21 protein-coding genes and 1 pseudogene are annotated in these 21,903 nt (G+C 47.1%); 14 read left to right on the top strand and 8 right to left on the bottom strand.

Going from position 1 to position 21,903, the window contains the following annotated elements; genetic code table 11:
* Positions 1 to 209 precede the first annotated feature (209 nt).
* The 3 genes from ACYVUV_RS05660 to ACYVUV_RS05650 all read left to right on the top strand — a co-directional run bounded on the left by ACYVUV_RS05660 (position 210) and on the right by ACYVUV_RS05650 (position 4,577).
* Entirely contained in the window at positions 210 to 1,973 is a 1,764-nt protein-coding gene (locus tag ACYVUV_RS05660) for a hypothetical protein (RefSeq protein WP_439775143.1), read from the top strand.
* Positions 1,974 to 2,103: 130 nt separating this feature from the next.
* The gene (locus ACYVUV_RS05655) at positions 2,104 to 3,873 is read left to right on the top strand and encodes a hypothetical protein (RefSeq protein WP_484499162.1); all 1,770 of its coding nucleotides are present in this window, start codon (positions 2,104 to 2,106) and stop codon (positions 3,871 to 3,873) included.
* A gap of 134 nt (positions 3,874 to 4,007) precedes the next feature.
* Positions 4,008 to 4,577, top strand: a complete 570-nt coding sequence (locus ACYVUV_RS05650; RefSeq protein WP_439775145.1) for an NADPH-dependent F420 reductase — start codon at positions 4,008 to 4,010, stop codon at positions 4,575 to 4,577.
* An 82-nt stretch (positions 4,578 to 4,659) separates the two neighbouring features.
* On the opposite strand, the gene ACYVUV_RS05645 is transcribed toward ACYVUV_RS05650, so the two are convergent.
* On the bottom strand, positions 4,660 to 5,646 hold the full coding sequence (locus ACYVUV_RS05645) for a Gfo/Idh/MocA family protein (protein WP_439775146.1): 987 nt from the start codon (positions 5,644 to 5,646) through the stop codon (positions 4,660 to 4,662).
* Positions 5,639 to 6,289 (bottom strand): ribose-5-phosphate isomerase A, encoded by a 651-nt coding sequence (locus ACYVUV_RS05640; protein WP_439775147.1) that lies wholly within the window; start codon positions 6,287 to 6,289, stop codon positions 5,639 to 5,641. Before ACYVUV_RS05640 ends, ACYVUV_RS05645 begins: the two co-directional genes overlap by 8 nt.
* Positions 6,290 to 6,491: 202 nt before the next feature.
* On the opposite strand from ACYVUV_RS05640, the gene ACYVUV_RS05635 reads away from it, so the two are divergent.
* From ACYVUV_RS05635 to ACYVUV_RS05625, 3 genes are all read left to right on the top strand, one after another.
* The gene (locus ACYVUV_RS05635; protein ID WP_439775148.1) at positions 6,492 to 7,331 is read left to right on the top strand and encodes a MurR/RpiR family transcriptional regulator; all 840 of its coding nucleotides are present in this window, start codon (positions 6,492 to 6,494) and stop codon (positions 7,329 to 7,331) included.
* 118 nt (positions 7,332 to 7,449) lie between these two features.
* Positions 7,450 to 8,229, top strand: a complete 780-nt coding sequence (locus ACYVUV_RS05630) for a diacylglycerol kinase catalytic domain-containing protein (RefSeq protein ID WP_484499161.1) — start codon at positions 7,450 to 7,452, stop codon at positions 8,227 to 8,229.
* 142 nt (positions 8,230 to 8,371) lie between these two features.
* Complete coding sequence (locus tag ACYVUV_RS05625) at positions 8,372 to 8,935, top strand: TMEM175 family protein (protein WP_484499160.1); 564 nt, start codon at positions 8,372 to 8,374, stop codon at positions 8,933 to 8,935.
* 68 nt (positions 8,936 to 9,003) lie between these two features.
* Here ACYVUV_RS05625 and ACYVUV_RS05620 read toward each other — a convergent pair whose 3' ends face one another.
* The 3 genes from ACYVUV_RS05620 to ACYVUV_RS05610 form a co-directional block, all read right to left on the bottom strand.
* Entirely contained in the window at positions 9,004 to 10,347 is a 1,344-nt protein-coding gene (locus ACYVUV_RS05620) for an MATE family efflux transporter (protein ID WP_439775993.1), read from the bottom strand.
* A 60-nt stretch (positions 10,348 to 10,407) separates the two neighbouring features.
* Positions 10,408 to 10,743: an ABC transporter ATP-binding protein gene (locus ACYVUV_RS05615; RefSeq protein ID WP_439775992.1), complete on the bottom strand. Its 336-nt coding sequence runs from the start codon at positions 10,741 to 10,743 to the stop codon at positions 10,408 to 10,410.
* A gap of 165 nt (positions 10,744 to 10,908) precedes the next feature.
* Positions 10,909 to 11,385, bottom strand: a complete 477-nt coding sequence (locus tag ACYVUV_RS05610) for a hypothetical protein (protein WP_439775991.1) — start codon at positions 11,383 to 11,385, stop codon at positions 10,909 to 10,911.
* Positions 11,386 to 11,553: 168 nt separating this feature from the next.
* Between ACYVUV_RS05610 and ACYVUV_RS05605 the strand changes: the two genes are divergently transcribed.
* The 7 genes and pseudogenes from ACYVUV_RS05605 to ACYVUV_RS05575 all read left to right on the top strand — a co-directional run bounded on the left by ACYVUV_RS05605 (position 11,554) and on the right by ACYVUV_RS05575 (position 16,554).
* Positions 11,554 to 12,084: a GNAT family N-acetyltransferase gene (locus tag ACYVUV_RS05605; RefSeq protein ID WP_439775990.1), complete on the top strand. Its 531-nt coding sequence runs from the start codon at positions 11,554 to 11,556 to the stop codon at positions 12,082 to 12,084.
* A gap of 70 nt (positions 12,085 to 12,154) precedes the next feature.
* Positions 12,155 to 13,195 (top strand): YdcF family protein, encoded by a 1,041-nt coding sequence (locus ACYVUV_RS05600; protein ID WP_439775989.1) that lies wholly within the window; start codon positions 12,155 to 12,157, stop codon positions 13,193 to 13,195.
* Positions 13,196 to 13,458: 263 nt separating this feature from the next.
* Positions 13,459 to 14,028, top strand: a complete 570-nt coding sequence (locus tag ACYVUV_RS05595; RefSeq protein ID WP_439775988.1) for a ribonuclease H family protein — start codon at positions 13,459 to 13,461, stop codon at positions 14,026 to 14,028.
* Between the two features lie 220 nt (positions 14,029 to 14,248).
* A pseudogene (locus tag ACYVUV_RS05590) lies at positions 14,249 to 14,866 on the top strand (IS607 family transposase); the annotation flags it as partial.
* Positions 14,867 to 15,589 (top strand): ribonuclease H family protein, encoded by a 723-nt coding sequence (locus ACYVUV_RS05585; RefSeq protein WP_484499371.1) that lies wholly within the window; start codon positions 14,867 to 14,869, stop codon positions 15,587 to 15,589.
* Between the two features lie 99 nt (positions 15,590 to 15,688).
* Positions 15,689 to 16,210, top strand: coding sequence for a GNAT family N-acetyltransferase (locus ACYVUV_RS05580; protein ID WP_439775822.1), 522 nt, complete (start codon positions 15,689 to 15,691; stop codon positions 16,208 to 16,210).
* 35 nt (positions 16,211 to 16,245) lie between these two features.
* Positions 16,246 to 16,554: a rhodanese-like domain-containing protein gene (locus tag ACYVUV_RS05575; protein ID WP_439775823.1), complete on the top strand. Its 309-nt coding sequence runs from the start codon at positions 16,246 to 16,248 to the stop codon at positions 16,552 to 16,554.
* Between the two features lie 71 nt (positions 16,555 to 16,625).
* Here the strand turns inward: ACYVUV_RS05575 and ACYVUV_RS05570 are convergent, their stop codons facing one another.
* Genes ACYVUV_RS05570 through ACYVUV_RS05560 form a run of 3 tightly spaced genes read right to left on the bottom strand, consistent with a single transcriptional unit; the run spans position 16,626 to position 20,571 of the window.
* Positions 16,626 to 18,383 (bottom strand): ABC transporter ATP-binding protein, encoded by a 1,758-nt coding sequence (locus tag ACYVUV_RS05570; RefSeq protein WP_484499159.1) that lies wholly within the window; start codon positions 18,381 to 18,383, stop codon positions 16,626 to 16,628.
* A complete protein-coding gene (locus ACYVUV_RS05565) occupies positions 18,383 to 20,110 on the bottom strand; it encodes an ABC transporter ATP-binding protein (RefSeq protein WP_439775648.1) in 1,728 nt (575 codons plus the stop codon). The genes ACYVUV_RS05570 and ACYVUV_RS05565 overlap by 1 nt, the downstream gene beginning before the upstream one ends.
* Positions 20,107 to 20,571 carry a MarR family winged helix-turn-helix transcriptional regulator gene (locus tag ACYVUV_RS05560; protein WP_439775647.1) on the bottom strand — a complete coding sequence of 155 codons (465 nt, stop codon included), beginning with the start codon at positions 20,569 to 20,571 and terminating at the stop codon, positions 20,107 to 20,109. Before ACYVUV_RS05560 ends, ACYVUV_RS05565 begins: the two co-directional genes overlap by 4 nt.
* A 181-nt stretch (positions 20,572 to 20,752) precedes the next feature.
* Here ACYVUV_RS05560 and ACYVUV_RS05555 point away from each other — a divergent pair, with 181 nt between their 5' ends.
* The gene (locus tag ACYVUV_RS05555) at positions 20,753 to 21,703 is read left to right on the top strand and encodes a 2-hydroxyacid dehydrogenase (protein WP_439775646.1); all 951 of its coding nucleotides are present in this window, start codon (positions 20,753 to 20,755) and stop codon (positions 21,701 to 21,703) included.
* Positions 21,704 to 21,903 lie beyond the last annotated feature (200 nt).

Genomic DNA, 21,903 nt, shown 5'->3' with positions numbered 1-21,903 from the left:
TGAAACCTCTTTGACTGTCAACTTCCCAGACGGTAGTCGCTACGACACCGACAACTTCATCGTTAACGTGAAATAATCCCAATAATTCAGTCCACTTTCGGACTGGATTATTTTTGTCTCACAAATCCCAGCGTGCTACATTCCTACTCCAAATCGGGTAAAATAGCCTTAGATACAATTTCGTTTTTTACAAAAAGGGGAGCTTGACCATGCAAAAATCAGCAATCACTAAACTCAAGAAAATCGGCCTGTCAGAGGAGTCGATAGATTTCCTTCTCCAGTTCTATACCGGCGCGGTTAATGCATACGGGATCATCTCCCTTGAAGACCTGTACGGCTTGTACAAAGACATCAAAAGGCAGAACCATGACTACCCGGAAATCACATTTGACCAATTCCTCACTTTCGGCGAAGTCACAGGCAGTAAATTGCTTGAGCATTACGCTATTTTTAGTCCAGAAATCATAAACAAGTACTGCAATGATTCTGGCATCCCTTTAACCAGCCCACTATTGGTTCATGAAAATGTCGCCTGGAAAGAAGACAGTATTCATGAAATCTGGTACCTCTACATGAACCTTTGCGAATTCAGCAGCAAGTTCTACTTGACTCCTAACGACCTCCGCGACTTTGCCGAGCACAAGGAAACAGCCGACGACCGGGCATTTCAAAAAGTTCTGGCAGAGCTGAAGGCTTTTGGCAAACCGCTTGATGAAGTGGAAAGCCAGATCTATCCAAACGACACTGGCCTAAACGAAATCACTAAGTTAGTAACCTATGCCTACCAAACCAGCCCAGGTAATTTAGAAGCAGCTTCTGAAGAATTTGAAAATCTCTCCTTATTCTACCGGCTTGACTATGGCAAACACACTTTCCAGGAAATCAGCACACTGATGAAGAGGGCACTTTATGACCTCCCTTGCTGGGGACTTGGCGGTTACAATTATGGGGAGATGATGGGGATCCCTAAGGAAGATATCACAGAGAATGATTTTTTCGACGATTCTTTCTATAAAGATGATGACGACCTTTTTGAATTTGATGAAGACGATGACTCAGCTGATTCCGGTCAGCAACTTGGCCAGTTGCTGTTGGACCTAGCCAGTGATACCCACCCACACGCCAAAATGCGCAAAAAAGCCAGCTACCCTAAGCGTCTGCTCGATAAGACTATGAAGAAGCGGTATGCGGATGCTGGCTTTGACGAAGAAAAGCTGGACTTCTTGCACAAATTCTTCCAAGCAGCTGTCAACCTCTACGGTGTAATCGAACTCGTTGACCTTGCTCAAATCTACGAAGATATTAAGGGTAAAAATCATTACCCTGACATCAGCGACGATGAATTTATCGCATTTGCTGAACTGGTTCGCCGGGAAAAAGTGCCTTACTATGTTTTTGAACAGCATGAGCTTTTTAAAAACGGGATCGACTCCGAATTTGAACGGATACTTGTGAATGAAGACCTGCTGGGGCCAGATGGCCTAAAATCACTAGAAGGCGTCTACAATATCTACTTTAGCGAGTACGCGAATGTATACTGGGAACCGGAAGATATGCTAGCTTATTCCGGCCACCAGCAGGAGAAGGAAGAGCTGGACATGCTGGCTTACTTTACCCAATTAGGGAGCAGGGATGCCAAGATTGTCAGCCTGGAAAGCAAAAATTTGGCCAGAAAGATCGTTGACCACTTCCTCTGGACGAGCAAGGGCGGACTTGAAGATGCTGACCCAATTCCTAAAGAGGAGTTCCTCCAGCTGCTAGCTAATGGCGGCAAGCCACTTAACAAAGAGGTTGAAAATAAGATCCTCGACTTGATCCATAACTATGACAAGAACCGGCATCTTTATGTCCTCAAGGGTTGGACAACTGATGAGTGGAATTCCAATCCAGACATCCATGGTGATCAAATCCAAAAAATTAAGGCCATGCAGATTCTTCTGGACATGATCAAAAAGCACAAAGATCACGAATAAACCTAATCCAGTCCATTTTCGGACTGGATTTTTTGTCCTCCAAATCCCAGCCCTCCACATTTCCTCCCTAAATCGTGTAGAATATCCTTAGACCTAGCAACGATTTTTTACAAAAAGGGGAAGCTTGACCATGCGAAAATCAGTAATCAATAAACTCAAGAAAACCGGCCTGTCAGAGGAGTCGATGGACTTCCTTCTCCAGTTCTATGCTGGTGCAATTAATGCATACGGGATTATCTCCCTTGAAGACCTGTACAGCTTGTACAAAGACATCAAAAAGCAGAACCAGGCCTATCCAGAAATCACATTTGACCAATTCGTCAGTTTCGGCGAAATCACAGAAACTAACATGGATGTCGATTTCTATCTTTTTAGTGCAGAAGCTATTAACAAGTATTGCAATGATTCCGGCATCCCCTTAACCAGCCCGCTTTTGGTTCATGAACAAATTGCTTGGAAAGAAAATAGCCTTCAGGGCATCTGGTACGTCTACATGAACCTTTGCGAATTCAGCAGCAAGTTCTACCTAACTCCTAACGACCTCCGCGACTTTGCCAAGCATGAAGAAACTGCAGATGAGAAAGCTTTAAAAAAGGCTTTGTCAGAATTGAAGTCTTCAGGAATGACACTTAATAAGGCGCCTAGCCAAATTCGTTTTGGTGACACTGCTTTATATGAGATAATTGCCTTTACACAATACGCCTACCAAACAAGTCAAGGAGATTTGAATGCTGCTGCTGAAGAATTAGATGAACTCTCCAATACTTATCATTTCGACTATGGCAAGCACACTTTTGCAGAAATCTGCACCTTGATGGATCGGGCACTATATGACCTTCCTTGTTGGGGGATGGGCGGTTACACTTATGGACAGATGATGGGGATCCCAAAGGAAGAGATCAGTAAAATTGATTTCTCCGTAGACGATGATGATTTGGATGATTTGGATGACGATTCATTCAGCTTCTTAGATCAAGTGCATGATCTTGATAATAAGGAATACATACTTAGCAATTTGCTAATGGACCTAATCAGCAATAACCAGCCGGTAGATAAGACCGTTAAAAAAGTCAGCTATCCTAAGCGCTTGCTCGATAAAACCATGAAGAAGCGCTATGCTGATGCTGGCTTTGATAGCGAAAAGCTGGATTTTCTACATAAATTATTCCAGTCAGCCGCCAATTTATATGGTGTAATTACGATCGACAGCATCAAGCAGATTTATCAAGAACTAAAGGATAAAAACTCTTACCCAACTATCAAAAAGGAAGAACTTACTAAGTTTGCTGAACTTGTTCGGAGAGAGGACGTGCCTTACTACGTTTTTGAACAGCATGACCTTTTCCGCAACCGGGAAAATTCTCCTTTGGACCGAGTACTCGTCAACGTCGACGTATTAGGTCCGAAAGGCTTGCATTCACTAGAAGGAATCTACAATATCTACTATAGTGAATATGCAAAATATTACTGGTTGCCAAAGGATATCTTGACTTTTACAGACCAGCAGCAAGTGCAAGAAGAATTAGATTTGCTGGCTTACTTTACTCAATTAGGCAGCAAGGACGAAAAAATTGTTAGTCTCGAAAGCAAGGAACTTGCCAAAAAGATCGTTAACAATATTATCTGGACTTGCAAGTGCGGCTTACAAACGGTTGATCCGATTCCAAGTGAAGAGTGGAGTCAACTACTGACTAAAGGTGGTAAGGAGGTTAGCCCAAATGTTGAAGACAAGATAGTTGATTTGATTAGCAACTATGACCAAAACCGGCACTATTATACGCTCAAGGGATGGACAAGTGACGAATGGAAAGCGAACCCTAATGCTATGGGTTATCAAGCATACAAGGAAGAAATGCTTGACATGGTCTTGAATAAATTGAAGAACAAAGATCACGAATAAATCTAATCCAGTCTATTTTCGGGCTGGATTTTTATTTTACTAACTTTTTGTAAGAAAAGCCTTGACTTACTTTTGCCAATCGTGTATTCTTATGATTAACAACTTACAAAAAGAAAGTAAACGAGGTAAAAACAATGAAGGTAACAATTTTTGGCAAGGGCAACATGGGGCAGGCAATCGGCAAGAACTTTGAACTGGCCGGCAATCAAGTTGAATACTTTGGCAATGGCGACAAGGCAGAAAATCTTGGCGACCTGGTAATCATGGCTGTGCCATTCGGCGCTTTGGAAAACATCGCTAACCAATACAAGGACGAGCTGAAGGGCAAGATCGTCATCGACATCAGCAACCCTCTCAACTTCGACACTTGGGACGAGTTGGTCGTGCCAGCTGACTCATCCGCGGCACAATTGCTCCAGTCCTGGCTGCCGGAATCTAAGGTAGTCAAGGGCTTCAACACGACTTTTGCCGCAACTCTGCAAAGCGGAAAAATTGGCGACCTGCCAACCACGGTTCTCCTGGCCAGCGATGACCAGGAGGCTAAGGCAGCTATCAAGGAAGCTCTAGCTGGCAGTCCCTTGCGGGTCTTTGACGCAGGCGCCTTGAAGCGGGCTAGAGAACTGGAAGCAACTGGCTTCCTGCAAATGACCCTGGCAGCCAGCGAACAAATCGGCTGGACTGGCGGCTTCGGCATCGTTGAATAAGCAGCAAAAAAGAGTGGGTTCACTGAACTCACTCTTTTCTTGTATCCAAGTTTTTGAGAATAGAGATACTTATCAGATAAAACTAGTCCTGATCGTCCGGGAACCGCATCCCCCATTGACCTCTAACCGCTGTCAAAATGTGCATCACTTCCCGGGAAGTCTGCAGTTCGCCATCGTCATGGCCCTGCTCCACGTACCGCTGCATGTCAGCTACTTCATAGTCCAGTGCCAGGTCGCTTTTCCCAGCTGTGATTGTCTCTTTACTTTCTTCATGGGCTGACGCGGTGTAGGTAACATCTGCCTGCATGGCCCGCGGGTAGTTGCTGATCTCGACATAGCCTTTAGTACCGGAAATAACGCCCCGCTTTGGCTGCTTGGCCCGCATGGACAGTGCCATCACGGCCAATTGCTGGCGGTCGTTTTTCAAAATAATGCCGGACTGTTCGTCAACTCCTGTTTCAAAAAACTTCACCGTCGTCAAAATGTTGTTAGGCATCTCATCCAAGAAGGTCCGGGCAAATGCTGTAGCGTAGCCGCCGATATCTAAGAGCCCGCCGCCAGCCAGGTCCTTTGAGAAGAAACGGTTGGCCGGATCATAATCCTTCAAACTGCCGAAGTTGACTTGCACCAGCTGGATCTGGCCCAATTTGCCAGAAGCGATCAGCTCCTTGACCTTGCGGTAAATCGGCATGTGGTAGAGAGTAAAGCCTTCAGTTAAAATCAAATTCTTTTCTTTAGCCAGGCTAACCAGGTCTTCCAGCTGCTTTTCGTTGATCGTGATCGCTTTCTCGCAAAAAACATGCTTGCCAGCCAAAAGTGCCTGCTTGGCATATTGGTAGTGGAAGTTGTGTGGGGTGGCGATATAAACGATGTCCACGTCAGGATCCTTGATCATCTCATCTGGGTCAGTATAGAGATGTTCAATTCCTTTCTCCTGGCCAAAAGCTTCCAAGGCTTCTTTATGCGGGTTGGCAACGGCATAGACTTCGCCATTGACCCGCTTTAATGCGTCGGCCATTTCTCCGGCAATCCAGCCAGTCCCGATAATTCCCCAATTGTATTTAGTCATGATTTTCTCCTTTGCCAATTTCAACTGCCTGGCCATCCTGAACAGTGATGATGGAAGTAACTTCTTTATCAAAAAGTGACGAGGCAACAACGCCATTAAAGGCAAGCAGTTGCTGGTTTACTTCTTCGATCTTGTCCCAATTTTCCGCGTATAGATCAACTAGCTTGTTGCCTAAAATTGATTCGTCTTCCCGGACACTGGCCTTCAAAGGCAAGCCGTTAGCAAACCTAAGCAAGGATTTAACAGCTGGAGCAGCTACTTCAAGGCAGAGCTGGATATCTGGATCGAGCTTTTCTCTCATTCGTCCTTCTGGCAAAAGCAGAATGTATTCGCGAGACGCTTGCGCGGCGACTTTTTCAAAAAGGTGGATGCCGCCCTTGCTCTTGAGTGCCCGCAAATCATAATTAACGCTGTCCGCTCCATCAAAGGCCAGGTCAAGCTGGTCTGCTTCTTCAGCGGGCTTGATTGAAAGTCCCAAACTGGCCCCTAACTTCCGGGTCGCCGGGGCAGGGGAGTAGAGGTCAAGGGACAAGTCGTCCTCGGCGATTGCCCTGGTCAGGTCGGCCACGTTACTTCCGCCGCCAAGGGAAACCCTCTGCCCTGGCTGAATCTTCTTCAGCGCGAAATCTGAAACTAAAGTCATCACATTCTCCTTGTAAAAAAACTGTAAATTATTTTCTATACCGCTTGCTTAACTGTAATTTATTTACAAGATCATAGTAAGTAAAAACAGGTAAAAAGTCAATAAATTAATTTACAGTATTTTTATATTGCTGAAATTAATTTACAAGAGATGCTATAATAGCACTAGAAGAAATAAAGAAACAGGAGAAAGACTGGTAAATATGGAAAACGAAGAGAGCATCATCGAGCAGATCCTCCGCCAGAAAAATGATATGTCCCCAAGCGACCAAAAGGTGGCCCAGATTGTCATCAGCAAGCCAGAGGAAGTGGTTAACTACACGATTTCCCAGCTGGCCCAGGCAGCGGGCGTCAGCGGGGCTTCAGTGACCCGCTTTTGCCACAATCTAAAATTATCTGGTTTCCACCAGTTGAAAGTCAGTCTGGCCCGGGTCAAGTCCCCCGTCTCAAGCTTGGCATCCTTGAACCAGGATAATGTCTCTCAGGCCCTGGACCAGATCGCGGCCAGCAAGGAAGACGAAATCGACCGGACTCTCCGCCGCCTGCCAGTCGATATGCTCAAGCAAGTTTTGGATCTTTTGGAAAAAAGCCGTCTGATCCAAGTCGCGGCTGAAGGGGATACCTATCCAGTCGCTGAAGACGCGGTCTACAAGCTGAACCAATTAGGCATATTGGCGATTTCCAGTCCGACCATGGAAACTGTGATTGGCCAGACCATGAATATGGACAGCAGCGACTGCCTTTGGCTGATTTCCAATTCTGGTGAATCATCTGGTTTGTTAAAACTGGCTGATTTGGCCAAGGAAAAAGGAATCAAGGTCATCTCGATGACCAACCGGCCAGATTCTCCTTTGGCAGGGAGGAGCGATTACCATCTGACAACCGCGATCGGCCAGACAGTCTTGCAAGAGGAATACCTCTTTTCCCGCCTGGCTTCATCGTCCTTGGTTGAAGCAATCTTCCTTTTGCTCTTGAACCGGGATAAAAAGCGCCTGGCCCACATCCAGGCCCATGAGAAGCTGATCGCTGACCGGAAGGTGTGACGATCAGCTTTTGGCGTGATCTGATGAAAAAGTGGAATCCTATGATGTGTTTTCTGCTTCTGGTTCTTGCTAAGATATAGGCATGAAATCCAGCAAAAGTAAAGAAAGAGCAGAAAAAATGACTAGAACTTTCGCGATCGTACACCGGCCAGATGAGTATTCAGCCAAGATGGCTAACAGTATCCGCCAGGCTTTAGTGTCCTGCGGTTTCGAGGAAGATGAAGACCACCCCCACGGGGTAATCGTTATCGGCGGCGACGGTACCTTTATCTTTGCCGTTCACAAGTACCTGGACATTTTGGATGAAACTGTCTTTATCGGCATCCACTCCGGTACCCTGGGCTTTTACATGGACTACAAGGACTCCGAATTAGGCGAGTTCCTAACCGATGTGATCCCAGGTCAGTTGCCGGTTGAAGAATATCCGCTGCTGCAAGCTGAAACTTCTCAAGGGACATACTACGCCGTCAACGAGATCCGGATTGAAAACCCGGTCAGAACTCAAGACATTAATTTGTCACTTGACGACGTAGCCTTTGAAGAATTTCGGGGCACTGGCCTCTGCATCTGCACGCCACTTGGCAGCACGGCCTTCAACCGGTCCTTAGGCGGGGCGGTTTTGCAAAAAGGCCTGCCGCTTTTGGAAATTACGGAAATGGCCGGCATCCACCACAGCCAGTTCCACTCACTTGGCGCGCCTTTCGTGATCAGCGACAAGACCCAGATCAAGCTGGATTCAAAAGATTTTAGCCAAGCTATTGTCGGTGCTGACTCAGATGTCTTCCACTTGCCGGACGGGGCAGGAGAAATCAAGATTTCTGCCAGCCAGGATAAAAAGCTGCGGATTCTCCGGGGCCGGCAGATCTCCTACTTCGAGCGCTTGTCCAAATTATCCTAATTTTTTTAGCTAGCTTTCATAATGAAGCAACGAACAAAAATTTTGTTATACTAAAATGATCGAAGAAATTACTGAACACACATATTAAAATTACTTTACCAGTTGCTTCTGTGACTGCTGCTTGAGAAAGAAGAGGATGAAAATGGACAAAAACCGGATCATGGCTTTTACGGACGGGATTGAGGCGATTGCGGCCACAATCATGGTATTGGAACTGTCAGTGCCAGAGCACTTGACTTTGTCAGCACTCTTAAGTGAATGGCCGACCTTCTTCGCTTATATCGTCAGCTTCGCGCTGATTTATCTTTCCTGGCGGTCTCATCACAATGCTTTTCAAAAGGCTGACCAAGTTTCAACCGGGGTTTATCTGGTCAACGGCTTCTGGCTCTTCTGGAGCTCTCTGGTACCATTTGCGACTAGCTTGATCGGCAACAATCCGGAATCTGCTTTGGCTGCCGGGATCTACGTAGGCGTTGTCTTCTTATGGACTTTGACCTTCCAGTTCCTGGACGGGGCTATTCTTAAGGCTAATCCAGATGCAGAGAAAGATGAGGTAATGACCATGCCTGGCAGAGTCATCATCTTTGGCGGCTTCGCCCTGGCTTTCGCGGCGATTGCGATCAGACCACTCCTGGCTGTCTTAGTCTTGGCCCTGTCTAACCTGGTCATGGCCAGATATATCGTGAGAAGAAAGAAGACTCTTTAAGGCAAAATAAATACCCGCTGACTTGCGGTGAGCAAGTTGGCGGGTATTTTTAATTATCTAAAGCAAAATCAGTCAGCTGGCTTAACTGCCTTCTTGTGTAGGTAGTAAAGCCCGGCCAGGTCGGCCAGGGCCCAGCCGATTGGGATGCTGGCCCAAATTCCGATGTAGCCAATTGAAGGAACCTCGGATAAGAAGTAGGCCAAAAGAACCCGAGTACCTAAGGAAAAAATTGTCAAAATAACGGAGATCATCGGCTCATCAATTGCCCGGAAGTAGCCATAGAACATAAACAGGAAACCGATCAAGGCATAGAAGCTGCCTTCAATCCGCAAGTAGCCAATACCAATCTGAATTACTTCCGGGTCACTGGTAAAGACAGCCAGCAAGGGCTTTGCCCAAAAGACAACCAGACTGCTGATGACCAGGCAGAAGGCCAGAATCCACCAGCTGGCCTGTCGGTTGCCCTGCTTGATTCGGTCTGCCTGCTTGGCACCATAGTTTTGCGCGACAAAAGTCGAATAGGCATTTCCAAAATCTTGGACAGGCGAGTAAGCCAGGGTGTCAATCTTAACAGCAGAGGTAAAAGCCGCCATGACATTAACGCCAAAGGAGTTAATCCTGCCTTGCACCAGAAGGATGCCCAAATTCATGATTGATTGCTGCAGGGCTGTCAAGCCAGCTAAAGACAGGATGCTCTTGCTGATAGCTTGGTCATAAATCATGGCTGCTTTTTTAAAGCGCAACTTTGGAAAATGGTGCCAGGCGTAGATAGTTAAGCCAAAACCAGCAAAGTACTGGGAAATGACAGTGGCTAAGGCTGACCCGGGCACGCCGAAACGTAGTCCTGCTACTAGCCAGATGCAGAGAATGATGTTCAAGACTGAGGACAGGCAGAGAAAGACCAAGGGAATGGCTGAATTGCCGATCGCCCGCAGGCTGCAGGCAAAGTAGTTGTATAAGTATGTGGCTGGAATCCCCGCGTAGATGATCAGCAGGTATTGGTTGAAAAGAGTCTGGATGCTAGCCGGAATGGCTAAAAGGTTAGCGGTGATTCCCAGTAAGAGATAGACCAGGAGAGTCAAAAGAATGGAGAAAAGGCCGGTTCCGCAGAAAGATAGCCAGTTGCCAATGGCAAATTCCCGGTCCTCTTTCGCCCCATATTTAATTGATAAAAAGGCCCCGCAGCCCATGCTGAGGCCCAAAATGATGGAGGTCAGAAAGATCATCAAGGTATAGGCTGAGCCGACAGCAGCTAAGGCATTTTTGCCAATAAAGCGTCCAACGACCAAAGTGTCTGTTAAGTTGTAACACTGCTGAAGAACGTTGCCGACCATCAAGGGCAGGGCAAATTTGACCAGACCCAGGCTGATGCTGCCGGAGGTCAGATCAATGGTAGATTTGTTTTTTGACATGAATTACTCCCATATTACTTTTTCGGTAAAAAATCCCTGCCTTCTAGAGCAGGGGGGCAATTAAGGAGCCGGGAAGAAATTGATTAAGGCGGCAAAAGCAGTGATCACGACAACTGCGATTAGCCAAAACTTTTGGCGCGTTTTCAGACTCTTGAAGTAATCCCACAGGCTTGTATATTTGGTGTCCGTCAAGAAGTCATCGCAGAAGATGACAAATTCCAGCAAAAGATTGCCGGCAAAAAGCAAGAAGACCGGCAAGGCAGTGACTGAAAAAGCAGAGCTCCAGTAGTTCCACAAGTATACCATGTTGAGCAGGATCTGCATGACAAAGGCAGAAATGGTCAGCTTGGAGAAGCTGTCGTAAGGCGCAGGTGCTTCCTTGCTTCCAGTAGACAAGCTTTTTCTTGCTCTCAGTAAAACAAGCAAGTCAGCCAAGAGTAAAGCCAAACTGATTCCGACTAAAAGTAAGAATATTATATTCATGTTCCCTCCAGAGTGGTAGAAATTACTATATGAATTATAGCATTTCTAGCTTGCTAAAAAAGTACTGGCTGCCCACGCTTAGATGTGAAAGAACTGGTCAAGTTCTGGAAAAGTCGGATAGGGCGGCAGACCGGTTAATTTGGCAAAGATAAAGGGGACAAACAGAGAAGAAACACAGATGACAAGCTTGATTTGATCTGACCTGTCAAAATATCCCCAATATTCTTTGATGCTAAAGGATTCTGCTTCATCATCAAAAAGATAAGCGTACAAGCGGGCATCGAATAAGATCAGCAATTCAAAAATGGAAAGGATAAACTGAGTCTGAGTGTTAAATTCGAAGTAGCCGTAGACTAAATTGATGAGAGTGATCAGCTCAGCCGCGATCAAAAGCAGGGCCAGCTCCAACTGGATCAGCAGGAGGCAAAGTTCAGTGATTAAAGCAGGGATGCTGTCGCCCACTAAGCCATTTCTCCAAACTTGCGGCAGGGCCAGCAGGTGACACATCACCAACACCAAGCTAAAGCGGACAATCATGAACAGTATCTCAGACATTTATTCTTCCCTCCAAAAGCAAACAAAACATTTGTTCTAATAGCTGTAATTCGATTATAGCACGTCAGTTCGGCTTGACTAGGGGAACAGGAAAAATAGTGACGGAGAATTCCTGTCACTATGGTAAGATTGTTTTTAACTGATAAGTTTAATAAACAGGAGGAAAAAATGGAACTGACTACTGCAAGATTACGCCTGCGGCCTTGGGAAGACAGGGATGCTGCCCGCCTCTACGAATTAGCTAAGGATCCAGCTGTCGGTCCTGCTGCTGGCTGGCCAGCCCACAAATCTGTTGAAGAGAGCCTGCGGGTGATTCAAGAAAACTTGCAAGCCCCGGAAACATATGCGGTTTTGCGGAAAGCGGATAATCTGTTAATCGGGTGTGCTGGCTTAAGATTTGGCGAGGATGCCTGTTCAGAAAAAGATGAAGAGCCAGAACTTGGCTACTGGATTGGGAAAGAATACTGGGGGCAAGGCTACGCGCCAGAAGCCGCGGCCTGCCTCATTGACCATGCATTCGCCGACCTGGGCAGCCAGGCCGTTTGGTGCTGCTATTACGAAGGCAATGACCAATCAAAGCGGGTCCAGGAAAAACTGGGCTTTTCGTACGTGAGAACTGACCCAGAGGGCGATACCCTGCTGGGCTACACGCTGCCAGAAGTGGAAAACGTCCTAAAGCAGGAAAGTTGGCGGAAATAGTTGCTATTACTTTGGCGGGATCGATGTTATGATAAAAAATAACAATCTATTGCTAATTGGAGTGGGAATAATGAAGGATATTATATCAAAAATTCTGCCAACAGTTTTTTGGGGCGGCCTTTTTGCGTATTCGATGTACCGGGACCGCAGCAGGTATCGAAATGTCGTCTTGCTGCTTTTGACAGGCATGTCGGTTCTGGGTTTCATCTATTCGCTGTTCAGCTCTGAAGTTAGCGGAGTTTTGGTCTTGATTACAACGGCCATGGTTGGGCTGGCTTTCTTGATCTTGCCTTTCTTCTTATTTGTTAATGGTTTGTACATGATCAAGCGGGAAGGGCGGTCTTTGGGCAACCTCTTGTCCTTTTTACTAGGCCTAATCTTAATTGCCGGTGAACTGTCATTTTTCCTCTGGTTCTTTGGCCTCTTGGTTGGACCAGAGCTGGGCATTAAAATGAGTGCTCTGGAGCCGTATTCGCCGTTTTTGGCCTTCTTTGGCCTTTCTTCTGGCTACCTGTCGGTTACCTTCGTGTCTTTCTTGCTTTACTGCCTCTTTTTGCAGATTATTCCGCACCATCGGGATTTCGATTACGTGATAATTCATGGGGCTGGGATTAAAAAAGATGGCACCGTGACCAAACTACTGGCAGACCGCTGCGACAAAGCAATTGAAATTTACCGTAAGGATCCAACCTCGCCTTACCTGGTTCCTTCGGGCGGGCAAGGCAGCGATGAGGTTTGCAGCGAGGCAGAAGCCATGCGCAAGTACCTTGTTTCTCAAGGCATCCCTAAAGATAAGATTTTGCTGGAAGATAAATCCAAGACAACTATGGAGAACGTGACTTTTTCCAAGGCCTTAATTGAAAAAAGACCAGGCCACAAGTATACAGCTTTGGTGACCAGCAACTACCATATCTACCGGGCCATGCGCTATGCCAAAAGGGCGCAGCTAAAGGCTGTCGGAATCGGCTCTCGCGTCGCGCCTTACTACTATCCAAGTGCCTTGATCCGTGAATTTGTGGCAGTTCACAAAGAACGCAAGCACTTGATCCTTTTTGCCATTGGTTATCTGCTTTTCGTCAGTCCGGTCATCGTCATCATGCTGACAGAGTAATGATGAAAAAAGGCTGCAAAGCAATTTCCTTGGCAAGAGTACAAATACATTTGAAAAACGTGCTAAACAGGCAGAACTTGTTTGGCACGTTTTTTTGCGCTCTAAAGGAGCGGCTTCTTTAGGTTCTGTAAAATATCAAAAAATATGTGTAAATGGTTGACACAACATAAGCAACGCACTGACAATAAACTTGTCAGATGAAGCAGAAGGGCTTCAAAGACATAAACACGTCCATTTGAAATTTTATTAAGGAGAATCACACTATGATTAAAAAAACTATGACAGAACAAGAAAAAATGAGCATCATCGAAAAGTTGAAAGCAGAACAACTTGAATCCGAATACGATGCCTGGATTTTTACCGACGGTGGCTGCCGCAACAACGGCAACAATGCAGGTGAACACGTTTTGTCAACTGACAAGGCAGCATGGGCATACGTGATCTTGCATGATGGACATGCCATGACCGCTACTGGTGGCAAAGTCGGAGCTACTAACAACCAGATGGAAATGACAGCTGTTCTTGAAAGTTTGAAGGCACTTGAAGAGATGGGACTTAGCCGGAAGAAGCTGCTGCTTTCCTTAGATTCAGATTATGTTCGCAAAGCCCTCAGTGACTCTTCCGATGGGACTGCTTGGATCAAAGGATGGAAAGAACGGGGCTGGAGAAATTCTAATGGGAAAGCAGTTGCCAACCAGGACTTGTGGAAGGAAATTGACAAGGAAATTTCTAAGTTCTCCAATTTGACTTTGCAGCACGTCGACGGCCATGCTGATAGCGATGGCAACAACCTGGCTGACGCCCTTGTTAATGAACAGATGGACGAGATGTAACAATTCTCTTTTTCATCGACAGCATCCCTATCGCGCAGATCATTCTGCCAAGAGGGATGCTTTTTTTTCTTTGCTTGACCAATTCTTGAAAAAAGTCGCGGCCTAGAAGCTAATTGCAATCAGCGGCAGCCATTCATATCTATTATTATGTGTAGGTGCTAACGGCAAGTATGCAAGTCATGTTATACTAGTAACAAACAATGTGAAGGGGCCTTTTACCGTGAAGAAATACAAAGTAGGCGAAGCCGCTGAAATCCTTGACGTCTCCGTTGCCACTCTGCAAAGGTGGGACCGTGAAGGCAAACTTAAGGCTGAAAGAAGTGCCACAAACCGGCGCTACTATACGCAAGAACAGCTTAACGAGTATCTTGGCGCTACCAACAAAGACGGCAGAATAAACGTGATCTATACCCGCGTGTCGGCTGCCTGGGCAAGCGATGATTTGGCCAAGCAGGAGAATTTTTTGCTGGACTACTGTAACGCCAACGGCATTACTGTAGGCGAGAACATGTCAGACATTGGCAGCGGTCTGAATTTTAACCGTCCGGAATGGAACCAACTCTTGCAGAAAGTTGAAGATCGCGAAGTCAACAAGATCTACGTGACCCACAAAGACCGCTTTGTACGTTTGGCTTTTGACTGGTTTGCCAATTTCTGCAAGCGCCATGGAAGTGAAATCGTGGTCATCAATAACCCTGCAACCAGCTCAAGCCAAGAACTGGTGGAGGACCTGGTAAGCATCATCAATGTTTTCTCCAGCCGCTTGCCTGGTCTGAGGCGTTACAAGGCCGAGATCAAGAATGATCAGGAGCTGGAAGCTGCAGACCAAGTTGCGGATATTGACGCTCAGCAAGCAGAAAAATCGCAAAAAACTTATGCCGTCAGAAAAGGCCGTCAGCCAGGAATCTATTACTCTTGGCCGGAAGCTGAAAAACAGGTAAACGGCTTCCCGGGAGCTGAATACAAGTCCTTCAGCCGTGAGTCGGATGCCTTGAACTACTTGAAGCTGGATCCAGCTGATTTGCAGAATGAGCTTAAGCAGGAGCCTGAATACGATAAAAATGATTATTCTGCTGTTATTTATACCGGGGGTGCCTGCCGCAGTACCGGCGCGCGCAGAGGTGGCCATGTAAAAGACAGCGATAAGGCTGCCTGGGCCTATATGATCGAGCGTGATGACCAGCAGCTTGCTGATAGTGCCGGCTGTTTGGGCGCTACCAACAATGAAATGGAAATGACTGCTTTTCTGGAAAGCTTAAAGAAGCTGGAACAGTTGGGCCTGACCCAGCAGCCTTTGCTGTTTGTCTTGAATTCCCAGTACGTCATCAAGTCGGTCAGCGACACAAATGATGGCTCAGCCTGGATGAAGGGCTGGAAAAAGCGGGACTGGAAGACGGCTAACGGAAAGCCAGTGGCCAACCAGGAGCTTTGGCAGGAAATTGACCGTGAACTGGCCAAATTCGATACCGCCAAGCTGAAATTTGAATGGTTAAGAAGCAATGTCAGCGATGCAGGCAGCGACTTTGTTGACAAGCTGCTGACAAAACGCATGGCAGAATGAGTGAGACAGCCAGTGTCACCAATTCGCTAACTAATTTTTCTATAGACAGAAGAGAAAGCTTTTTGTTATCATCGTAAGAAAAACGGAAAAGGTGATTTTTTGATTAGGAAAGCGCAAGACAAGGACCTTGATGCAGTGGCTGACATTTACAGCCATATTCATGATTTTGAAGAAGCAGGGAAGGTAGAAATCGGCTGGGACAGAGCGATTTACCCGACCAGAAATACCGCACAGGATGCACTGGAAAGAGGCGACCTTTTCGTCCTGGAAGATGACCAGGGCAAGGTCGTTGCTACTGCTATCATCAACGATAAGCAGGTTGATGCTTACGCGCAGGGGAACTGGGAGTATGCGGCTAAAGACGATGAAGTCATGGTGCTGCATACATTGGTGGTTGATCCATACGCAGCTCACCGCGGCTACGGGAAGGCTTTTGTAGCTTTTTACGAAGACTACGCGCGGAAGGCTGCTGCCAGCTATCTGCGCATGGATACCAACGCTCACAACAAGAACGCCCGGGGAATGTACAAGAAACTTGGCTACAAGGAAATAGGCATCATTCCGTGCAACTTTAACGGTCTTAAGGACATCCCGCTTGTTCTTTTGGAAAAGAAGCTGTAAGAGATACTTTTTACATAATGAAAGGGGTAAAGAAAATGGATCAACTTCAAGAAAATGACATTAACAAAGGCGTAGCTGAATTTCGTAAAACGCCTTATGCCAAACTGATCGATGTTAGAGAAAAGGATGAATACGAGGCAGGGCACATCCCGGCCAGCATCAATATTCCCTTGAGCAGTATCGGAGCAGCCAGAGAAGAGATCGCAGATCTTGATACGCCGCTGTTTGTTCATTGCAGGAGCGGCAACAGAAGCGCTCAAGCAGTTGACCTGCTTAAGCAAATGGGCTACTCCAATGTGAAAAATATCGGCGGAATTGTCGACTACCGCGGTGAGACCGAATAAAACAGAATTGAGCGAGATGCAAAAAAGGACACCCATCACTATTCGTGACAAGGTGTCCTTTTTGCATGTATTTATTCAAAAGCCATCTGGCTGGTGTAGAGCTTGTAGTAGAAGCCGCGCTTCTTGATCAAGTCAGCATGCGGTCCTTCTTCAATTACCTTGCCGTCTTTCAAGACGACGATCTTGTCGGAATTCAAAATCGTTTTCAAACGGTGGGCAATCACGAAGCTGGTCCGGCCAGCAATCACGTTGTCCATAGCCTTTTGGATCTTTTCTTCCGTAACCGTGTCGACGTTGCTGGTTGCTTCGTCCAGAATCAAAAAGGCCGGGTCGACCAGGATCGTTCTGGCAATCGACAAAAGCTGCTTTTGCCCAGTTGAGAAATTGGCCTGGCCATTCTCAATTGGCGTGTCGTATTGCTTTGGCAGAGTCATGACAAAGTCGTGCAGCTGGGCTTCCTTGGCCGCGGCGATGACTTCGTCCATTGAAGCATCGGGCTTGCCGTAGCGGATGTTGTCCGCCACCGTCCCAGAAAAGAGGACGGAATCCTGAAGCACGATCCCAACATTGCTCCGCAGGTTTTCCAGCTGCAGGTCACGGACGTCAGTCCCGTCAAAAGTTACGGCCCCGCTGTTTACGTCATAGAAACGGTTGATCAAGTTCATGATCGTCGTCTTACCAGACCCAGTCGGGCCAACAACGGCGACTGACTGGCCCTTTGGCACCTCAATTGAAACCCCGTGCAGGATTTCCTTGTCCGGCGTGTAGCCAAAGTGGACGTCTTCCAAGCGGACCGCGTCATCAATGCCTGAGATGTTCTTACCGTCAGGAACCGTATTTTCTTCGTCTTGCTCTTCAACCGTCTCAAGCCGGCGGGCACCGGTTAAAGCCAATTGCAGCATGGAATAGATGGAAGTCACCTGCGTCAACGGCTGGAAGTAGGTCCAGGAGTATTCAGTAAAAGTAACAATCAAGCCCAGACCGGCAGCCTGGCTGACTTGCTTGGTCATTATCATGTAAGCACCAGCAGCGATGACAATGGCAAAGTTCAAGAGGGAGAAACCGGTAACTAAAGGGTTAAGAATGCCAGAGTAAAACTGGCCTTTGAACATGGCTTCCCGCACCTTGGCGTTTTCCTTTTTAAAGCCGGCAACTGACTGGTCTCTGAGGCCCTGGGTGATGATCACGTTTTCCCCGTTGAGCTGTTCATTGATGTAGGCATTGAGCTCGCCAACCCGGTCCTGCTGCTTGTCCAGGTAGACGCGGGCTTTTTTCATGATGATCCAGCTTAAAAGCAAAATCAAAGGGGTAGTAGCTACAACGCTAATGGCCAGCTTCCAGTTGATGACGAACATCACGATGATCGTGCCAAAAAAGAGCAGGGACTGGGAAATGATTTCGAAAAAGGCGTTGTTCAGCGCGTTGAAGATGTTGTCCAGGTCACTGTTGAACAAAGACAAAATCTGCCCGTCCTGGTGGGTATCAAAGTAGCGGATAGTCATCCGCTGGAGTTTGCCAAAAAGCCCCTTGCGCATGTCATTGTTGGCATTGGCGTTAAACTGGGTCATCAGCATCCAGGCGATGTAGGTAGCCACGGAGTTAAGCGCGTAAAAGCCGGCCATCCAAGCTAAGGCCTGGTAGAAAACATTAAGAGTATTCTGCCCTTTAACAAAAGCAGACAAGTCCGTGACCGCTCTGCCTAAAAGAGACGGGGCAATTACCTGGGCGATTGTCGCAATCAAGTAGAAGACAACTGAAATAGCGATTGGCTTCTTGTAGTTTCTTAGATACTTCTTCAGATAAGTAAGGGACTTTTGCTTGTCTGACATTAGATTTCCTCCTTTCTTTCCTTGGCTTTCTGGGTTTGGTAGATTTCTTGGTAAACCGGAGAGGTTTTGAGCAATTCTTCGTGGGTGCCTTCAGCGACCAGACGGCCGTTGTCCAGAACCAGAATCTTGTCAGCATGCATGACAGAAACGATCTTTTCAGCAATCATGATCGTGGTCGTGTCTGGCAGCTGTTTTTCCAAGGCTTCTTGGACCAGCTTTTCACTCTCCGCGTCCAGGGCGGAAGTGGAGTCATCCAGGATCAAAATCGGGCTGCCGGAAATGATCCCCCGGGCGATAGACAGACGCTGTTTTTGCCCGCCGGAGAAGTTGGCGCTTCTTTCTTCAACTTCATGGTCAAAAGTTTCATCGTAGCGCTGGATGAATTCGTTGGCTTGAGCCATTTGCGCCGCCCGCTCCAGTTCGTATGGGGTGGCGTCCTTTTTGCCTTGGCGGAGGTTGTCAGCGATAGTTCCGGAGAAGAGGACGGCTTTTTGCAGGACGTAGGCAACAGTCTTTCTCAAGGCATTTTCATTGACCTGCCGCAGGTCGCTGCCGCCGATCTTAATCTTCCCGGTAGTCGGGTCATAGAGGCGGGCGATCAATTGGGCAAGGGTAGATTTACCCGACCCGGTTGCCCCGACGATGCCGACCATCTGGCCAGGTTCAACATCAAATGAGATGTGCTTTAAGACCGGCTGCTGGCCATCAGGGTAGGTAAATGAGACGTCATCAAATTCAATTGAACCGCCCAAGGCGTCTTCTGGGGCTTTTTCATTAAAGACAACATCTGGCTGGGTGTCCATGATTTCCTGGATCCGCTTTAAGGAGACGTTACCACGGGAAATCTGCATAACGGCCATGCCGACGAGCAGGATGGCGAAGAGCATGGTCAAGACGTAATTGACGTATGGAGTAATGACGGAAACGTCTTGGGGATGCTGCAGAATGCTGGTTCCAAGCAAGTAGACCACCAAGCTGATAACCAGGTAAGAAATCAGCTGGGCACCAGGCAGGATAGTGGAGAACCAGTAGCCAACCTTGATGTTGACTTCGTTTAATTCGTCAGAATCCTTGTTCAATTTGGCAATTTCCTGGGGACTTTGGTTGAAGGATTTTACCACCCGGACCCCTTGCAAAAATTCCCCGGTCCGGCCGGAGATTTTGTCCATGTACATCTGGAACTTGTCGAACATGGCGGTCATTTGCTTAACTGCCACAACGCCCAAGCCCATGATCAAGACCAAGAGAACAACAACCGCCCACCAGTAGCGGGGGATGGTGACGATGGCCATGACGATTGATCCGATCAAAATAAGTGGCATCCGGATCAGCTGCATGAAGATGGTCATGATCATGTTCATGATCTGCTGCATGTCGTTGATCAAGCGAACACTGAGTGATTCAGAGGAGAATTTTTGCACATTGGCCAGGGAGAAAGTCTGGATTTTGGCATAGGTGTCTTCTCTGAGGTCGCTGACTACGCCCTGGGTGATCCGGGCAGCGTAGTAGACGTTAAGGACACCGGTAAGGATCGACAAAAGGCCCAGGCCAATCAAAAGGGCGGTATCGCGGATGACAGCCTGTTGCTGGTCTGCCAGCAGCTCATTTTGCACCTGCTGGAGCAGGCGGGGCTGGTAGAGAGTGGCAAAGACTGAGAATAATATCGTGACTAAGGTCGCGAAAACGTCAGTTTTATAACGCTTGAAGTAGGGCAATAGCAGTTTCATTTTTTCTGTTTTTCCTCCTTTAAGTTAGCTATTTCGTCGCTGAGAAGATCGGTCCACTCATTCAGAATCTGGCAGGCTAAGGCAGCCCGGTCAAAGCCAAGCTTGTCAATGACCCGTTTTTCGATAGCCAGGATTTCACTTTCTTTTTCTTTGGCATAAGCCTGGCCGGACTTGGTCAGGGAGCAGTATTTGACCCGCTTGTCTTGAGCGTCAGTGGTAATTTCCAGGTAGCCGCGTTCGCTGAGATTGTGAATGCCCTTGCTGATGGATTGCTTGGGGATGCCGCTCCTGTAGATCAGCTCTTTTTGCGCAAGGCGGGGGTGAGTCAAGAGCTCATAAAGAATGATGCTCTCGTACTGGCTGATCCCCATCAGCCTGTCATACTGGCTGTATGCGTGGTTTGCCCTGACGCTGGCCAGGGTTACTAATTCTGAAATGCTTTCGTGTGTTTCTAGATTCATCAAAAAGTCTCCTCATGGACAATATCTAAAATTTTAGTCTCTATGTAGACTAATGTCAAGAAAGAAACTTGGAAATAGCAAAATAATTTCTATTCTTGGCAAAGAAACGATAAAAATGAGATAATATCTTTGATGTATGCGCTTACTAAAGTGCTTGTAAATTAAAAGTTAAGGAGAAAAAATGAAGATTGTATTGATGGAGCCACTGGGGATTGAGAAGGATACCCTGGTCAAGCTGGCGGAAAAATTAAGCAAGCAGGGACATGAATTTGTTGCTTATGACAGTTTTTCAACTGATCCTGAAGAGCTGAAAAAAAGAAGCGAGGACGCGGATGCCTTGATTATTGCCAACCATCCTTTGCCGGGGGAAGTAATCCGGGCGGACAAGAAATTGAAGTTTATTTCCGTTGCATTCGTTGGGATTGACCATGTTGACCTAGAAGCCTGCAAGGAGAATGATATCAAGATCTCCAACACGGGTGGCTATTGCAACGACGCGGTGGCTGAATTGGCAATCGGCTTGACTTTGGACTGCCTTAGAAACATCAGCGCCGGCAATGAGGCTGTTCAGGCAGGAAAAGGCAAGGGCGGCCTGCAAGGGCGTGAACTGGCGGACAAAACGGTCGGCATTGTTGGTACTGGAGCAATCGGCTGCCGGACGGCAGAGATTTTTAAGGCTTTTGGCTGCAAGCTGATTGGCTTTAGCCGCAGTCAAAAGCCGGCCGCTCGTGCTTTGGGCCTTGAATACAAGTCACTGGATGAAGTGATGCAGGAAGCTGATATTGTTTCGCTTCACACTCCGCTGACTCCGGAAACTAAAGGGCTGATTGGGCAAAAGGAAATTGGCGAAATGAAGGAAGGGGCAATTTTGATCAACACTTCCAGAGGTCCAGTCGTAGACACAGGGGCCCTGGCCGCCGCCTTAAAGGAAGGGCGGATTAAGGCAGGGCTTGATGTCTTTGACCAGGATCCCCCACTTTCAGCAGATTATCCTCTGCTTGGACTGCCGAATTTGGTCTGCACCCCGCATGTAGGTTTTGACACGAAAGAATCAATCGACAGAAGAGCTGAGATGGCTTTTGAAAATGTGACCGCCTGGCTTGATGGCCAGCAGGTCCGGATCATGCTGTAAGAAAAATAGATAAAGCGGCCAGTAGCTGATAAGTTCTAGTTATTGTATTTTGCATATGAAGACCTCGACGTGATTATCTTTGACTAGTGCAAAGGCAAAGAGTCGCATAAGATTGCTAAACTTGCTAACAAGACGAGATAAAGGAGAATTTGGCCAAATTCACCCAATGTTATTCTTTTACCATTATAATAAAGTGTGTG

It is taken from the genome of Lactobacillus sp. WILCCON 0149, from assembly GCF_057197965.1.
The sequence above is the reverse complement of the archived record's forward strand: the minus strand, read 5'-3'. Positions and strand labels throughout refer to the sequence as shown.

What these genes read in the sequence shown, in the direction of transcription:
- ACYVUV_RS05660 (WP_439775143.1), top strand. Translation starts at nt 210, where the DNA reads ATGCAAAAATCAGCAATCACTAAACTCAAGAAAATCGGCCTGTCAGAG.
- ACYVUV_RS05655 (WP_484499162.1), top strand. Translation starts at nt 2,104, where the DNA reads ATGCGAAAATCAGTAATCAATAAACTCAAGAAAACCGGCCTGTCAGAG.
- ACYVUV_RS05650 (WP_439775145.1), top strand. Translation starts at nt 4,008, where the DNA reads ATGAAGGTAACAATTTTTGGCAAGGGCAACATGGGGCAGGCAATCGGC.
- ACYVUV_RS05645 (WP_439775146.1), bottom strand. Translation starts at nt 5,646, where the DNA reads ATGACTAAATACAATTGGGGAATTATCGGGACTGGCTGGATTGCCGGA.
- ACYVUV_RS05640 (WP_439775147.1), bottom strand. Translation starts at nt 6,289, where the DNA reads ATGACTTTAGTTTCAGATTTCGCGCTGAAGAAGATTCAGCCAGGGCAG.
- ACYVUV_RS05635 (WP_439775148.1), top strand. Translation starts at nt 6,492, where the DNA reads ATGGAAAACGAAGAGAGCATCATCGAGCAGATCCTCCGCCAGAAAAAT.
- ACYVUV_RS05630 (WP_484499161.1), top strand. Translation starts at nt 7,450, where the DNA reads ATGACTAGAACTTTCGCGATCGTACACCGGCCAGATGAGTATTCAGCC.
- ACYVUV_RS05625 (WP_484499160.1), top strand. Translation starts at nt 8,372, where the DNA reads ATGGACAAAAACCGGATCATGGCTTTTACGGACGGGATTGAGGCGATT.
- ACYVUV_RS05620 (WP_439775993.1), bottom strand. Translation starts at nt 10,347, where the DNA reads ATGTCAAAAAACAAATCTACCATTGATCTGACCTCCGGCAGCATCAGC.
- ACYVUV_RS05610 (WP_439775991.1), bottom strand. Translation starts at nt 11,385, where the DNA reads ATGTCTGAGATACTGTTCATGATTGTCCGCTTTAGCTTGGTGTTGGTG.
- ACYVUV_RS05605 (WP_439775990.1), top strand. Translation starts at nt 11,554, where the DNA reads ATGGAACTGACTACTGCAAGATTACGCCTGCGGCCTTGGGAAGACAGG.
- ACYVUV_RS05600 (WP_439775989.1), top strand. Translation starts at nt 12,155, where the DNA reads ATGAAGGATATTATATCAAAAATTCTGCCAACAGTTTTTTGGGGCGGC.
- ACYVUV_RS05595 (WP_439775988.1), top strand. Translation starts at nt 13,459, where the DNA reads ATGATTAAAAAAACTATGACAGAACAAGAAAAAATGAGCATCATCGAA.
- ACYVUV_RS05575 (WP_439775823.1), top strand. Translation starts at nt 16,246, where the DNA reads ATGGATCAACTTCAAGAAAATGACATTAACAAAGGCGTAGCTGAATTT.
- ACYVUV_RS05570 (WP_484499159.1), bottom strand. Translation starts at nt 18,383, where the DNA reads ATGTCAGACAAGCAAAAGTCCCTTACTTATCTGAAGAAGTATCTAAGA.
- ACYVUV_RS05565 (WP_439775648.1), bottom strand. Translation starts at nt 20,110, where the DNA reads ATGAAACTGCTATTGCCCTACTTCAAGCGTTATAAAACTGACGTTTTC.
- ACYVUV_RS05560 (WP_439775647.1), bottom strand. Translation starts at nt 20,571, where the DNA reads ATGAATCTAGAAACACACGAAAGCATTTCAGAATTAGTAACCCTGGCC.
- ACYVUV_RS05555 (WP_439775646.1), top strand. Translation starts at nt 20,753, where the DNA reads ATGAAGATTGTATTGATGGAGCCACTGGGGATTGAGAAGGATACCCTG.